At 60.9% G+C, this 14,977-nt stretch carries 8 protein-coding genes and 1 pseudogene; 7 read left to right on the forward strand and 2 right to left on the reverse strand.

The features are described 5' to 3' along the window. Nucleotides 1–46 precede the first annotated feature (46 nt). A pseudogene (locus ACI5GA_RS00475) lies at nucleotides 47–200 on the reverse strand (aldo/keto reductase); the annotation flags it as partial. Between the two features lie 145 nt (nucleotides 201–345). Between ACI5GA_RS00475 and tpx the strand changes: the two are divergent. From tpx to ACI5GA_RS00510, 7 genes are all read left to right on the forward strand, one after another. After that, a complete protein-coding gene (gene tpx, locus ACI5GA_RS00480; RefSeq protein WP_404637915.1) occupies nucleotides 346–846 on the forward strand; it encodes a thiol peroxidase in 501 nt (166 codons plus the stop codon). A gap of 209 nt (nucleotides 847–1,055) precedes the next feature. Continuing rightward, nucleotides 1,056–2,384 carry an MdtA/MuxA family multidrug efflux RND transporter periplasmic adaptor subunit gene (locus ACI5GA_RS00485; protein ID WP_421421087.1) on the forward strand — a complete coding sequence of 443 codons (1,329 nt, stop codon included), beginning with the start codon at nucleotides 1,056–1,058 and terminating at the stop codon, nucleotides 2,382–2,384. Then, entirely contained in the window at nucleotides 2,381–5,482 is a 3,102-nt protein-coding gene (locus ACI5GA_RS00490) for an MdtB/MuxB family multidrug efflux RND transporter permease subunit (RefSeq protein WP_421421089.1), read from the forward strand. Before ACI5GA_RS00485 ends, ACI5GA_RS00490 begins: the two co-directional genes overlap by 4 nt. After that, nucleotides 5,479–8,586 (forward strand): efflux RND transporter permease subunit, encoded by a 3,108-nt coding sequence (locus ACI5GA_RS00495; RefSeq protein ID WP_421421091.1) that lies wholly within the window; start codon nucleotides 5,479–5,481, stop codon nucleotides 8,584–8,586. The genes ACI5GA_RS00490 and ACI5GA_RS00495 overlap by 4 nt, the downstream gene beginning before the upstream one ends. Further along, complete coding sequence (locus ACI5GA_RS00500) at nucleotides 8,583–10,073, forward strand: efflux transporter outer membrane subunit (RefSeq protein WP_421421093.1); 1,491 nt, start codon at nucleotides 8,583–8,585, stop codon at nucleotides 10,071–10,073. The genes ACI5GA_RS00495 and ACI5GA_RS00500 overlap by 4 nt, the downstream gene beginning before the upstream one ends. 128 nt (nucleotides 10,074–10,201) lie before the next feature. Further along, nucleotides 10,202–12,292 (forward strand): putative bifunctional diguanylate cyclase/phosphodiesterase, encoded by a 2,091-nt coding sequence (locus ACI5GA_RS00505; RefSeq protein WP_421421095.1) that lies wholly within the window; start codon nucleotides 10,202–10,204, stop codon nucleotides 12,290–12,292. Nucleotides 12,293–12,393: 101 nt separating this feature from the next. Continuing rightward, complete coding sequence (locus ACI5GA_RS00510; protein ID WP_404637927.1) at nucleotides 12,394–13,140, forward strand: SDR family oxidoreductase; 747 nt, start codon at nucleotides 12,394–12,396, stop codon at nucleotides 13,138–13,140. Nucleotides 13,141–13,294: 154 nt separating this feature from the next. Here ACI5GA_RS00510 and mapR read toward each other — a convergent pair whose 3' ends face one another. Beyond that, nucleotides 13,295–14,740 (reverse strand): GntR family transcriptional regulator MpaR, encoded by a 1,446-nt coding sequence (mapR, locus tag ACI5GA_RS00515; protein WP_404637929.1) that lies wholly within the window; start codon nucleotides 14,738–14,740, stop codon nucleotides 13,295–13,297. Between the last annotated feature and the right edge of the window lie 237 nt (nucleotides 14,741–14,977).

A 14,977-nucleotide genomic window follows, 5' to 3' on the forward strand; every position in this document is an offset into this window, starting at 1 on the left:
CATTAACCAGTTTCATTCCCGCGTCCGTGTACCGCCCGCCCGCGACTGCAGTCACACCTTGGTCCGCCGCCAGTTGCTGCACTTTTTCCCACCAGCAACAGGTTCTTGGTGAAGTTTTCGCCCTGAAAGCGCGGGCTGCTGCGACGGTAGTCATCGGCGGCGAAGTCGTCCGGGCTTTTCAGGGCCCCGGTGCGCGCGCCCCAGTCTGCTGGACAAACCGTCGTCAGAAGGTGGACCCTGAACAACAAAATCGCGTCTACCGGTAGGTCGCCGCGAGGATTCGTGGTTAACTTCCGGTCTTGTCGTAAACCGAACCCTGCAACCTCCAGAATAAGGACTCAGCTCATGGCTCAAGTGACTCGTAGAGGCTCTCCGGTACAGATCAGCGGCGAACTGCCAACAGTCGGCAGCAAGGCGCCTGCTTTCAAGCTGGTCGGTAGCGACCTGGCCGACGTGACCCTGGAAACCTTTGCCGGCAAACGCAAAGTGTTGAACATCTTCCCGAGCGTCGATACCCCGACCTGCGCCACCTCCGTGCGCAAATTCAACGCCCAGGCCAACGAGTTGAACAACGCCGTGGTGTTGTGCATCTCCGCTGACTTGCCGTTCGCGCAGGCGCGTTTCTGTGGCGCCGAAGGCCTGGAAAACGTGAAGAACCTGTCCACCATGCGGGGCGCAGACTTCATGGAAAACTACGGTGTGGCTATTGCGGACGGCCCGATGGTCGGGCTGACCACCCGCGCTGTCGTGGTACTGGATGAAAACAACACCGTTCTGCATAGTGAGCTGGTGCCGGAGATTGGCCAAGAGCCGAACTACGACGCGGCACTGGCTGTTCTCAAGTAAGTTGTCCGGTTGCGTGTTGCCCGATCTGTCGTGGCAATACTTCGCAACATATAGCGGCCTGACCTGATCAGGCCGTTTTTTATTTGCACTTCAGCACGTTACCGCATCGCTCAATGCGTAAATTGCCGGTAAAGGTTCTTTGCTTGGTTGTCAACAGTGCTTATTGTTCAGCCTCCCGAAGATGCCCCCACACACTGGTTGACTTATTCATGCAATCGTCTGGTCCTCGTAACTCCCGTCGCTGGCTGTTCAGCCTGTTGGTTCTCTTGATCGTCGCAGGCGTTTGCTGGCATTTCTGGCCGGGTTCGTCGGCAAAAACCGACGCCACGGCACAAAAAGCCGAGCAGCCGCACAAAGGCGGCAACCGCAGCGGTACGCCGGGGCGCATGGGCGGAGCGTCGCGTCCGGGCTTCGGCGGTTCGACCGGCCCGGTTCCGGTGCGCGTGGCGCCTGCGACCACGGGCGATTTCCCGATCTTCTACAAGGCACTGGGCACCGTCACGGCGATGAACACCATCAACGTGCGCAGCCGCGTCGCGGGCGAACTGGTGAAGATCAACTTCCAGGAAGGCCAACAGGTCAAGGCCGGTGATCTGCTGGCGGTGATCGATCCGCGCAGCTACCAGATCGCGTTGCAACAGGCTGAAGGCACACTGATGCAGAATCAGGCGCTGCTGAAGAACGCCCAAATCGACGTGCAGCGCTATCGGGACCTCTATAAAGAAGACAGCATCGCCAAACAGACCCTCGACACCGCAGAGTCTCAGGTCGGCCAGTACCTGGGCACGATCAAGACCAATCAGGCAGCCGTGGGCGACGCAAAACTCAACCTTGAATTCACCCAAATTCGCGCGCCGATTTCCGGGCGCATCGGCCTGCGCCAACTGGACGTCGGCAACCTCGTCGCGGCCAACGACACGACTGCACTGGCGGTGATCACCCAGACCAGACCGATCACGGTCAATTTCACCCTGCCGGAAAAAGACCTTGCCGACGTGCTCAGCCACTACCGCAACGGCGACACGCTGTTGGTGGAAGCCTGGGACCGGGGCGATGCGAAGCTGCAAGCCAAAGGCGTGCTGGCGAGCATCGACAACCAGATCGACCTCACCACCGGCACCCTGAAATTCAAGGCACGCTTCGAGAATGAAAACGAAGCGTTGTTTCCGAATCAGTTCGTCAATGCACGGCTGTTGGCCAACACCCTGAAAGGGGTCGTGCTGGTGCCGTCGGCTGCGGTGCAGTTCGGGGTCAACGGCACGTTCGTCTATGTGATGGACGGCGACAGGAAAGTGCGCATCCGTCAGCTCAAGACCGGCCCGAGCGACGAGAACTCGACCGTGATCACCGAGGGGCTTGCAGCGGGCGATCGCGTGGTGCTGGAAGGCACTGACCGCCTGAAGGACGGCAGTGAAGTCGAAGTGGTCAACGACAGCAAGGAGGTTCCCGTTACGCCGGGCCAGAAGTTGCAGGGCAAGCCGTCGAAAGAATCCAGTGAGTCTGCAGACGCTGAGCCTGTGCAGAAAGGCAACGTATGAACCTTTCACGCCTGTTCATCCTGCGGCCGGTTGCCACCACGCTGAGCATGCTGGCCATCGTGCTGGCCGGTCTGATTGCCTACACGGTATTGCCGGTGTCCGCACTGCCGCAGGTGGATTACCCGACCATTCGCGTCATGACGCTGTACCCCGGCGCCAGCCCGCAAGTGATGACCAGTGCGGTGACTGCGCCGCTTGAACGTCAGTTCGGGCAGATGCCGGGGCTGACACAAATGGCCTCGACCAGTTCAGGCGGTGCCTCGGTGATCACCCTGCGCTTCAGCCTCGACATCAACATGGACGTCGCCGAGCAGGAAGTGCAGGCGGCGATCAACGGCGCCACCAATCTGCTGCCCAACGACCTGCCTGCACCGCCGACCTACAACAAGGTCAATCCGGCCGACACCCCGGTGCTGACGCTGGCGATCACCTCGAAAACCATGATGTTGCCCAAGCTCAACGACTTGGTCGACACGCGCATGGCGCAGAAGATCGCGCAAATCAGTGGCGTGGGCATGGTCAGTATTGCGGGCGGGCAGCGTCAGGCGGTGCGCATCAAGGTCAACCCCGAAGCGCTGGCGGCCAACGGGTTGAACCTGGCAGACGTACGCACGCTGGTCAGCGCCTCCAACGTCAACACGCCGAAGGGTAACTTCGACGGCCCGACCCGGGTATCGATGCTCGATGCCAACGATCAGCTCAAGTCCCCGGAGGAATACGCCAACCTGATTCTGGCTTACAACAACGGCGGCCCGTTGCGCCTCAAGGACGTGGCGCAGATCATCGACGGCGCTGAAAACGAGCGCCTGGCCGCGTGGGCCAACCAGAATCAGGCGGTCTTGCTGAACATTCAGCGCCAACCGGGCGCCAACGTCATCGAGGTGGTGGACCGGATCAAAGCGATGCTGCCCAGCATCACCAACAACCTGCCTGCCGGGCTGGACGTGGTGGTGTTGACCGACCGCACCCAGACCATCCGCGCCTCGGTGCGAGACGTACAACACGAACTGCTGATCGCCATCGTGCTGGTGGTGCTGGTCACCTTCCTGTTCCTGCGCCGCCTGAGCGCGACGATCATTCCATCGGTCGCCGTGCCGCTGTCGCTGGTGGGCACCTTCGGTGTGATGTACCTGGCCGGGTTCTCGGTGAACAACCTGACGTTGATGGCGATGACCATTGCCACGGGGTTCGTGGTCGACGACGCCATCGTCATGCTGGAAAACATTTCCCGGCATCTGGAGGAGGGTGAGTCACCGCTGCAGGCGGCGCTCAAGGGGGCGAAGCAGATCGGCTTCACGCTGGTGTCGCTGACCATTTCCCTGATTGCGGTACTGATTCCACTGCTGTTCATGGCCGACGTGGTCGGGCGACTGTTCCGTGAATTCGCCATTACGCTGGCCGTGGCGATCCTGATTTCGTTGGTGGTGTCCCTGACCCTGACGCCGATGATGTGCGCGCGCCTGCTCAAGCGCGAGCCCAAAGAAGTGGAGCAGGGCCGGTTCTACCGCGCCAGCGGCGCCTGGATCGACTGGCTGATCGCCGGTTATGGGCGTCAGTTGCAGTGGGTGTTGAAACACCAGCCGCTGACCCTGCTGATCGCCATTGCCACGTTGGGCATCACGGTGCTGTTGTACCTGGCGGTGCCGAAAGGCTTCTTCCCGGTGCAGGACACCGGCGTGATTCAGGGCATTTCCGAGGCGCCGCAATCGGTGTCCTTCGCGGCCATGAGCGAGCGTCAACAGGCATTGGCGAACATCGTATTGCAAGACCCGGCCGTCGAGAGCCTGTCGTCCTACATCGGCGTCGATGGCGACAACGCCACCCTCAACAGCGGGCGAATGTTGATCAACCTCAAGCCCCACGGCCAGCGGGATGTCACGGCCACGCAAGTGATTCAGCGTCTGCAACCGCAGGTCGATCAGTTGTCAGAAATCCGCCTGTTCATGCAGCCGGTGCAAGACCTGACCATCGAAGACCGCGTCAGCCGCACGCAGTATCAGTTCAGCATGTCCTCGCCGGATGCCGACTTGCTGGCCGAATGGAGCGGCAAGCTGGTGGATGCGCTGGCCGAACGCCCGGAATTGACCGATGTGGCCAGCGATCTTCAGGACAAAGGGTTGCAGGTCTATCTGAATATCGACCGCGACGCGGCCAGCCGTCTGGGGGTGAACGTGTCAGCGATCACCGACGCGCTGTACGACGCCTTCGGTCAGCGGCAGATTTCCACTATCTATACGCAAGCCAGCCAGTACCGTGTGGTGCTACAGGCCGCCGCCAGCAATGATCTGGGGCCGAAGGCGCTGGAGCAGATTCACGTCAAGACCACCGACGGCGGGCAGGTGAAACTGTCCAGTCTGGCGAAAGTCGAGCAGCGTCAGGCGCAACTGGCGATTGCCCACATGGGCCAGTTTCCGGCGGTGATGATGTCGTTCAACCTCGCGCCGGGCGTGGCCTTGGGCCAGGCGGTGCAGGTCATCGAACAGGTGCAGAAGGACATCGGCATGCCGATCGGCGTGCAGACCCAGTTCCAGGGCGCCGCCGAAGCCTTTCAGGCGTCGTTGTCCAGCACGCTGCTGCTGATTTTGGCGGCAGTGGTGACCATGTACATCGTGCTCGGCGTGTTGTACGAAAGTTACATCCACCCGATCACCATCCTTTCGACGTTGCCATCGGCGGCCATCGGTGCGTTGCTGGCGTTGATTCTGAGCGGCAACGACCTGGGCATGATCGCTATCATCGGCATCATTCTATTGATCGGCATCGTCAAGAAGAACGCGATCATGATGATCGACTTCGCCCTCGACGCCGAACGCAACCGGGGCGTTGATCCGCAAAAGGCGATTTACGAGGCGGCCTTGCTGCGCTTCCGGCCAATCCTGATGACCACGCTGGCGGCGTTGTTCGGTGCCATCCCGCTGATGTTCGCCACCGGTTCCGGCGCTGAACTGCGTCAGCCACTGGGGCTGGTGATGGTGGGTGGGCTGCTGGTCAGTCAGGTGCTGACGCTGTTCACCACGCCGGTCATCTACCTGTACTTTGATCGTCTCGGGCGTCGCTGGTCCTCCAAACCCGCATCGCTGGAACAGGCCGACGCATGAACCTCTCGGCCCCCTTCATCCGCAGGCCAGTAGCGACCATGCTGCTTAGCCTGGCGATCATGCTGCTGGGCGGCATGAGCTTCGGCCTGTTGCCGGTGGCGCCGCTGCCGAACATGGATTTCCCGGTGATCGTGGTCAGTGCGTCTCTGCCGGGGGCAAGCCCGGAAATCATGGCGTCGAGCGTGGCCACGCCGCTGGAGCGTTCCCTGGGCACCATTGCCGGGGTCAACACCATGAGCAGCCGGTCGAGTCAGGGCAGCACACGGGTGATTCTGCAATTCGATCTGGATCGGGACATCAACGGCGCGGCGCGGGAAGTGCAGGCGGCGATCAATGCCTCGCGCAACCTGCTGCCCAGCGGTATGCGCAGCATGCCCACCTATAAGAAGGTCAATCCGTCGCAGGCGCCGATCATGGTGCTGTCGTTGACCTCGGATGTGCTGGAAAAGGGCCAACTGTACGACATGGCCTCGACCATCCTGTCCCAGAGCCTTTCGCAGGTGAAAGGCGTCGGCGAGGTGCAGATCGGCGGCAGTTCACTGCCAGCGGTGCGGGTCGAACTGGAACCCAAACTGCTGGATCAGTACGGCGTGTCACTGGATGACGTGCGCACGACGATTTCCGGCTCCAACGTCCGGCGCCCCAAGGGCTTCGTCGAAACGGACGAACACAACTGGCAGGTGCAGGCCAATGACCAGTTGGAGAAAGCCATGGATTACGAGCCGCTGATCATTCATTACGCCAATGGCGCCGCCCTGCGCCTCAAGGACGTGGCCAAGGTCAAGGATTCGGTCGAAGACCGCTACAACAGCGGATTTTTCAACGACAAGGCGGCGGTATTGCTGGTGATCAACCGTCAGGCCGGGGCCAACATCATCGAAACGGTGGCTGCGATCAAAGCCCAGTTACCGGCGTTGCAGGCGGTGTTGCCCGCCAGTGTCAAACTGGACCTGGCCATGGACCGCTCGCCGGTGATCAAGGCCACGTTGCATGAGGCGGAGATGACCTTGCTGATTGCCGTGGTGCTGGTGATCATCGTGGTGTTCCTGTTCCTTGGCAATTTCCGCGCTTCGTTGATCCCGACGCTGGCGGTACCGGTGTCGCTGGTGGGCACGTTCGCGATCATGTACCTGTACGGTTTCTCGCTGAACAACCTCTCGTTGATGGCGTTGATTCTGGCCACCGGACTGGTGGTGGACGACGCCATCGTGGTACTGGAGAACATTTCCCGCCATATCGACGAAGGTGTGCCGCCGATGCAGGCCGCCTACCTCGGTGCCAAAGAAGTCGGGTTCACCCTGTTGTCGATGAACGTCTCGCTGGTGGCGGTGTTCCTGTCGATCCTGTTCATGGGCGGTTTGGTCGAAAGCCTGTTCCGTGAGTTCTCGATCACACTGTCGGTGTCGATCGTGGTTTCGCTGATCGTGTCGCTGACCCTGACGCCGATGCTTTGCGCGCGCTGGCTGAAACCCCATGTCCCCGGATCTGAAAACCGCCTGCAACGCTGGAGTCAGCGGGTCAACGACCGTATGGTCGCCGCCTATGATCGCAGCCTGGGCTGGGTGCTGCGCCATCGCCGTCTCACCCTGCTGTCGCTGTTGGTCACCGTTGGGGTCAACATCGCGCTGTATGTCGTGGTGCCCAAAACCTTCCTGCCACAACAGGACACCGGCCAGTTGATGGGCTTTGTGCGGGGCGACGATGGGCTGTCGTTCTCGGTGATGCAGCCGAAGATGGACGTGTTCCGCAATGCCATCCTGAAGGACCCCGCCGTAGAAAGTGTCGCCGGGTTCATCGGTGGTAACGGCGGCACCGGGAACGCGTTCATCATCGTGCGGTTAAAGCCCATTTCCGAGCGCAAGATCGGCGCCGAACAGGTCGTCGAGCGTCTGCGCAAGGAAATGCCGCCCGTGCCGGGCGGGCGCCTGTTCCTGCAACCCGATCAGGATCTGCAACTGGGCGGTGGGCGTGAGCAGACCACCTCGCAGTATCAGTACATTCTGCAAAGCGGTGATCTGGAAAGCCTGCGCGAGTGGTACCCAAAAGTGGTCGCGGCGCTCAAGTCGCTCAAGGAATTGACCGCCATCGACGCTCGGGACGGCGGCGGTACTCAGCAAGTGACGCTGATCGTCGACCGCGATGCCGCCAAACGTCTGGGCATCGACATGAACATGGTCACCACGGTGCTCAACAACGCTTACAGCCAGCGCCAGGTGTCTACCATCTATGACCCGCTGAACCAGTATCAGGTGGTCATGGAGGTCAACCCGAAATACGCCCTCGACCCGGTCACGCTGGAACAAGTGCAGGTCATCACCGCGCAGGGCGCGCGGGTGCCGCTGTCGACCATCGCCCACTACGAGCGCAGTCTGGAAGACGATCGGGTCAGCCACGACGGCCAGTTTGCGTCCGAGAACATCTCGTTCGACCTCGCCGAAGGCGTGGATCTGGATCAGGCCACGGTAGCCATCGAGCGCGCCGTCGCCGCAGTGGGCTTGCCGGAAGACGTGATCGCCAAGATGGCCGGGACCGCCGACGCTTTTGCCGCGACCCAGAAAAGCCAGCCGTGGATGATCCTCGGCGCGTTGGTGGCGGTGTATCTGGTGCTTGGCATCCTGTACGAAAGCTACATTCACCCGCTGACGATTCTCTCCACGCTGCCCTCGGCCGGTGTCGGCGCGCTGTTGAGCATTTACCTCACGGGCGGCCAGTTCAGCCTGATTTCGCTGTTGGGCCTGTTCCTGCTGATCGGCGTGGTGAAAAAGAACGCCATTCTGATGATCGATCTGGCGCTGCAACTGGAGCGCAGCAGCGGCATGACGCCGCTGGAGTCGATCCGCAATGCCTGTCTGCAACGCCTGCGCCCGATTTTGATGACCACGCTGGCGGCGATCCTCGGTGCTGTGCCATTGCTGCTGAGCAGTGCCGAGGGGGCGGAAATGCGCCGCCCATTGGGCCTGACCATCATCGGTGGCCTGGTGCTCAGCCAGATTCTCACGCTCTACACCACCCCCGTGGTTTACCTTTACCTCGACCGTCTGCGCCACCGCTTCAACGCCTGGCGCGGTGTGCAGACGGATGCCGCTCTGGAAACGCCGCTATGACCGACACCTTGAACCGACGCGCCTTACAGCGGAATCAGCCGTTTCGACGGACGTTCGGCGTTGCCTTGTGCGCGCTGCTGCTCAGCGCTTGTGCGGTCGGTCCCGACTACAAAAAGCCCGACGTGACCACCCCGGCGCAGTTCAAACAGGCCGAAGGCTGGACCCAAGCCAACCCAAGCGACGCCATCGCCCGAGGTGCGTGGTGGGAAATCTACGGGGATACGCAGCTCAATGGTCTGGTGGAAACGCTCAACCGTTCCAACCAGACCGTCGCCCAGTACGAGGCGCAGTACCGACAGGCCGATGCGCTGGTAAAAAGCGCGCGGGCCTCGTTCTTTCCGACGCTGGACCTGACCACCAGCAAGAACCGTTCAAGCCAGGGCACCGGCAGCAGCAATTCGAGCCTGAGCAGTTCCAGCAGCGGCATTCGCAATACCTACAACGCGCAATTGGGTGTCAGCTGGGAAGCCGACGTGTGGGGCAAGTTGCGCCGGGGCCTGGAAGCCGACAAGGCCAGCGCTCAGGCCAGCCTCGCGGACCTGGCCTCGATGCGCCTGAGCCTGCAATCGCAACTGGTGCAAAACTACCTGCAATTGCGCGTGATCGACGAACAGAAGCGTTTGCTGGAGGCCACCGTCGAGGCCTACGAGCGTTCGCTCAAGCTGACGCAGAACCAGTATCGCGCCGGTATTTCCGGGCAGGACGCCGTGGCGCAGGCGCAAACCCAGCTCAAGAGCACCCAGGCCGACCTCATTGACCTGGCCTGGCAGCGGGCGCAGTACGAAAACGCGATTGCCGTGCTGATGGGCCAGGCCCCGGCTGATTTCAGCCTTGCGCCGACCACCACCGTGCCCGTCTTGCCACAGATTCCTGCTCAATTGCCGTCGCAACTGCTGGAGCGTCGTCCGGACATCGCGGCGGCTGAACGTTCGGTGATGGCGGCCAACGCCAACATCGGTGTGGCCAAGGCCGCGTATTACCCCGATTTCACCCTGAGCATGAATGGCGGCTACAGCAGCAGTACGTACAGCAACTGGCTGACGCTGCCGAACCGTTTCTGGTCGGTCGGGCCGCAAATGGCCATGACCCTGTTCGACGGCGGTCGACGCAGTGCTGAAGTCGACCGTACCGAAGCGGTTTACGACCAGACGGTCGCCCAATACCGCCAGACGGTGCTCGACGGCTTCAAGGAAGTTGAAGATTACATGGCGCAACTGCGCGTCTATGAACAGGAAGCGAGTGTGCGTGAGGAGGCCCTGCAAGCCGCGCGCAATTCGCTGCGTTTGACAACTAATCAGTACAAGGCCGGATTGATTGGCTATCTTGATGTAGTGAACGTGCAAACCACAGCGTTGAGTAATGAACGTAGCGTGCTGACGCTGTTGCAAAGCAGACTGATTGCCAGCGTTCAATTGATCGCGGCACTGGGCGGTGGGTGGAACGCTCAGAGCGGTCTGTCGCAGGATCCGGAGATATCCAGACGGTAAGCATGGACAAAATGGCGCGGTGCCATTATTTCGACGGAGCGACGCGACATTTCTGCCGATTTCGGTAGAATCGCCCCCGAATTCATTGGGCTGCAAAGCCTTGGTCGTTGAGTCGTGAGTCGCGCCCCATGTTGATTGGACACTACACGTTGTCGCTGGTCCTGGTTTCCATTCTCGTGGCCATTTTGGCGTCCTACACGGCGCTGGATCTCGCCGGGCGGATTTCCACCGCCAAGGGCAGGGCGAGGGTCATGTGGATCTGTGGCGGCGCTCTGTCCATGGGCATCGGGATCTGGTCCATGCACTTCATCGGCATGCTGGCGTTCAAGCTGCCGATCGACCTGGGCTTTGAGCTGACCCTCACGTTACTCTCCCTGCTGGTCGCCGTTCTTTCGTCCGGCTTTGCGCTGTGGCTGGTCAGCCATCATCACGTTCCGCCATTGCATATTCTGTTCGGCGCACTGGCCATGGGCGTCGGCATCAGCACCATGCACTACACCGGCATGGCCGCGCTGCGCATGCAGCCGGGCATTGATTACGATCCGACCCTGTTTGGCGCCTCGTTGCTGATTGCCGTCACTGCATCGGGCGCCGCGCTGGGCATCGCCCTCAAGTTGCGCAAGGAAAGCCCTTACATTCGGCTTCTGCGCGGCGGTGCTGCCGTGGTCATGGGCTTTGCGATTGTCGGGATGCACTACACCGGCATGGCGGCGGCGAACTTCCCGGAAGGCAGCTTCTGCGGCGGTGCCGTGACCGGTCTGCGTACCGATGGCCTCGACAAACTGGTGCTGATCACCAGCCTGGCCGTGCTCAGTATCACGCTGCTGACGTCGGTGCTGGATGCCCGACTGGAGGCACGCACCGCGCAGTTGGCCAAATCCCTGAGCGAAGCCAACCGTGAACTGACCCAGTTGGCGTTGCACGACACGCTGACCGGCTTGCCAAACCGCATTCTGCTGGCGGACCGGATCGAGCAGGCGATGCGCAAAGTCGACTCACAAGGCGGCCTGTTTGCGCTGATGTTCATGGACCTGGATGGTTTCAAACCGGTCAACGACGCATTTGGCCACCATGTGGGCGACCTGTTGCTGCGGGAAGTGGCGTCGCGCATGCGTGAAAACTTCCATCGCCACGACACCCTGGCGCGCATTGGTGGCGACGAATTCGTGTTGTTGGTGGAACTGGAAGAAATCGATGACGCCACCACGGTCGCCTCGCGGCAGGTGTCGCTGGTCAACAAGCCGTTCAACGTGCAGGGCCACGACCTGCACGTGACGGTCAGCATCGGCATCAGCCTGTATCCCGGCAATGGCCGCACTCAACAAGAGTTGCTGATGAACGCCGACGCGGCGATGTACCACGCCAAAAGTGCGGGCAAGAACGGCTACAGCTTCTTCGACGCCTCGATGAACACCAACGCCCGCAATCAACTGCAACTGCTGCAAGACTTGCGCATCGGCCTGCGTGACGGGCAGTTCTGTCTGCATTACCAGCCCAAGTTCGCGGCCGGTTCGGGCGAGCCGATTGGCGCCGAGGCGTTGGTGCGCTGGAATCACCCGGACCACGGTCTGCTGATGCCGGACAAGTTCATCGGCCTGGCCGAAAAAACCGGCCTGATCATCAACATCGGCGAATGGGTGCTCAACGAAGCTTGTCGGCAAATGCGGGTCTGGTACGACGCCGGTTACACGCACTGGCGTATCGCGGTGAACCTGTCGGCCTTGCAGTTCTGTCATGCGGGATTGGTGAAAGTGGTGGGCCGGTCGCTCTCGGCGCATGGCCTGCCCCCCAATTGCCTGACCCTGGAAATCACCGAATCCACCGCCATGAGCGACGCTGATGCGAGCATGAAGGTGCTGCAACAGCTGTCGGACATGGGAGTGGACCTGTCCATCGATGACTTCGGTACAGGCTATTCCAGCCTGATGTACCTCAAACGCCTGCCGGCCAATGAGCTGAAGATCGACCGCGGGTTCGTCCGCGACCTGGAGCGGGACAGCGATGATGCGGCGATTGTTTCTGCCATCGTGGCACTGGGCCAGGCGCTGAACCTGCGCATCGTCGCAGAAGGGGTCGAAACCTCCAGCCAGCAAAGCTTCCTCACCCAGTTGGGATGCCACTCGCTGCAAGGTTATCTGCTCGGACATCCATTGCCAGCCGACCGCTTCATGGCGGATATTAGCGCGGCGCACAAACGCGTATCCGCACACACACGTTGACGTTTCACGCTTTGCATAACAGGGGTTCGTCCCGCGTGTCGGCCAGCGCAGCCGATGCACGGACGAGCTCGAAAAAGATTGAGCATTGATTCGGACATCCCATGGATAAAAACCTCCTTATTACGGGTGGCTCCAGAGGTATTGGGGCGGCCACGGCAGTTCTGGCGGCGTCACAAGGTTATCGCGTTTGCATCAACTACCTTTCCGATCACGGTGCCGCTGAACGGGTCTGTGCCCAGATTCGCGAAGCGGGAGGGCATGCCATCGCCGTTCAGGCGGACGTAAGCAACGAAGACGAAATCATTCATCTGTTTTCCCGGGTGGATGCCGAACTGGGGCGTATTGATGCCCTCGTCAACAACGCCGCCACCATTGGCGAAAAATCCCGAGTCGAGCACATGTCGGAATTCCGCATGCTCAAGATCATGATGAGCAACGTGGTCGGTCCTATGTTGTGCACCAAGCATGCGCTGCTGCGTATGCTGCCTCGTCATGGTGGGCACGGCGGGAGTATCGTCAACGTGTCTTCGGTGGCCGCGCGGTTGGGTTCGCCGGGCGAATACGTCGATTATGCGGCGTCCAAAGGTGCGCTGGACACCTTCACCTTGGGGCTGGCCAAGGAAGTCGCGGGCGAGGGCGTGCGGGTCAATGCGGTGCGACCGGGTTACATCTTCACGGATTTCCATGCCTTGAGCGGTGACCCGCAGCGCGTGACCAAGCTTGAGCCGACCATCCCCATGGGGCGTGGCGGGCTGGCGGACGAAGTGGCCGAAGCAATCCTGTGGCTACTGTCGGACAAGGCCTCATATTCGACCGGGACGTTCGTCGATCTGGGGGGCGGACGCTGAAGCACCGCGTCTGATCTTGATCTTTTAACGCAACAGTCCAGACGCCGCCGAACGCGACTTGCGCTCAGCCTGCACGCAAGTCGCGTTCGGCGGTGGCTGAGCCATCGCGTACGAAGATCAAGATCAAAAGCAACGCGGCGCGGGACTGAGGCGGTTACAGCATTGATCGAATGATCTTGCCCAACGTCTCCATCGCCCGCTCTGATGTGTCACTCCACGGGCTGCCGTAATTCAGACGGATGCAGTGCTTGAAACGCCGGGTCGGCGAGAAGATCGGGCCGGGGGCGATGCTGATGCCCTGGGCCAGCGCCACCTGAAACACTTTCAGCGAATCAATCTGTTCTGGCAGCTCCAACCACAGGAAATAACCGCCCGAAGGCTGACTGACCCGGGTCTGCGGCGGAAAGTAACGTGCGACGGCGCCGAGCATGGCGCGCAACTGATCCTCCAGGCTGATGCGCAACTTGCGCAAATGCCGATCATAACCACCGTGTTGCAGGTAATCGGCGATGGCCGCCTGCGCTGGCATCGAGGCACACAACGAGGTCATCAGTTTCAGACGTTCGACCTTCTGTGCATAACGCCCGGCCGCAACCCACCCCACTCGATAACCAGGCGCGAGGCTCTTGGCAAACGACCCGCAATGCAACACCAGCCCTTCGGTGTCGAATGCTTTCGCCGGTTTCGGCGCGTGTTGGCCGTAATACAGCTCAGCGTAGACGTCGTCCTCAATCAGCGGCACCTCATGCTTGCGCAGCAGTTCCACCAGTTCCCGTTTGCGTGCTTCGGGGACGCTGGCCCCCGTGGGGTTCTGAAAGCTGGTCATGCTCCAGCAGGCCTTGATCGGGTAGCGTTCCAGCGTCTGCTCCAGCACCGCCAGGTCAATGCCGGTGTGCGGATGCACGGGGATTTCTACGGCCTTGAGTTTCAGGCGCTCAAGCACTTGAAGGCAGGCGTAGAACGCAGGGGCCTCGATGGCCACCAGATCGCCCGGTTCGGTGACGGCTTGCAAGCACAAATTCAGCGCTTCCAGTGCGCCGTTGGTGATCAACAACTCCTCCATGGGCAGCATTTGCCCGGCTACCATGTAGCGCAAGGCAATCTGCCGACGCAGCACCGGATTGCCCGGCGAGAGGTCGCTGACTACCATGCTCGGGTCCATGTCACGGGTGGCGCTGGCCAGCGAGCGGGCCAGGCGTTGCAGCGGGAATAATCCTGCACTGGGAAACGCTGAGCCGAAGGGCACCGTATTCGGGTCCTTGATCGATTCGAGCACCGAAAACACCAGTTCGCTGACATCCACCTCAGTGGATTCACTGACCTGCGGCTCTGTCAGGCTGTCCAGTACCGCAGGCACGTCGAAACGCTGGGCGGCAAAGGTTTCGTTGATCAGGCTGTCGTTGACGAAGTACCCAGAGCGAGGTCTGGCTCGGATCAGCCCACGGCGCTCCAGCAGGTAATACGCCTGGAATACAGTGGAGGGGCTGATGCCGTGGGTCTGGCTGGCATAGCGCACGGAAGGCACGCGCTGACCGGCAGCCAGTACGCCGGAGCGAATCAGCTCGGCAATGTCGTCGGCAAACTTTTCATAACGCTTCATGGCGGGCTCGCTGAATATCCGGTGCAGGGCAGGGTGACAGCCTGTTAGCCCCGGACTATGAGCCTGGTAGCGGTTTCAGTACAGGTGCAGATTTTTCGATAAACAGCGGATCAGATGAATTGCGCACATAAAAAAGCCGCGAACCCGGTATCTCGGACGGGTTGGCGGCTTGAAGGACATCCATCAAATCGGCGGATTTGACGCGTTAAACGTTAGCAAGCTATCAGAATTTCAGCC

The sequence above is a fragment of the Pseudomonas sp. Pseu.R1 genome (genome assembly GCF_045764065.1).
Classification (GTDB): Bacteria; Pseudomonadota; Gammaproteobacteria; order Pseudomonadales; family Pseudomonadaceae; genus Aquipseudomonas.

Coding starts and splice junctions, on each gene's coding strand:
- tpx (WP_404637915.1), top strand. CDS start 346: ATGGCTCAAGTGACTCGTAGAGGCTCTCCGGTACAGATCAGCGGCGAA.
- ACI5GA_RS00485 (WP_421421087.1), top strand. CDS start 1,056: ATGCAATCGTCTGGTCCTCGTAACTCCCGTCGCTGGCTGTTCAGCCTG.
- ACI5GA_RS00490 (WP_421421089.1), top strand. CDS start 2,381: ATGAACCTTTCACGCCTGTTCATCCTGCGGCCGGTTGCCACCACGCTG.
- ACI5GA_RS00495 (WP_421421091.1), top strand. CDS start 5,479: ATGAACCTCTCGGCCCCCTTCATCCGCAGGCCAGTAGCGACCATGCTG.
- ACI5GA_RS00500 (WP_421421093.1), top strand. CDS start 8,583: ATGACCGACACCTTGAACCGACGCGCCTTACAGCGGAATCAGCCGTTT.
- ACI5GA_RS00505 (WP_421421095.1), top strand. CDS start 10,202: ATGTTGATTGGACACTACACGTTGTCGCTGGTCCTGGTTTCCATTCTC.
- ACI5GA_RS00510 (WP_404637927.1), top strand. CDS start 12,394: ATGGATAAAAACCTCCTTATTACGGGTGGCTCCAGAGGTATTGGGGCG.
- mapR (WP_404637929.1), bottom strand. CDS start 14,740: ATGAAGCGTTATGAAAAGTTTGCCGACGACATTGCCGAGCTGATTCGC.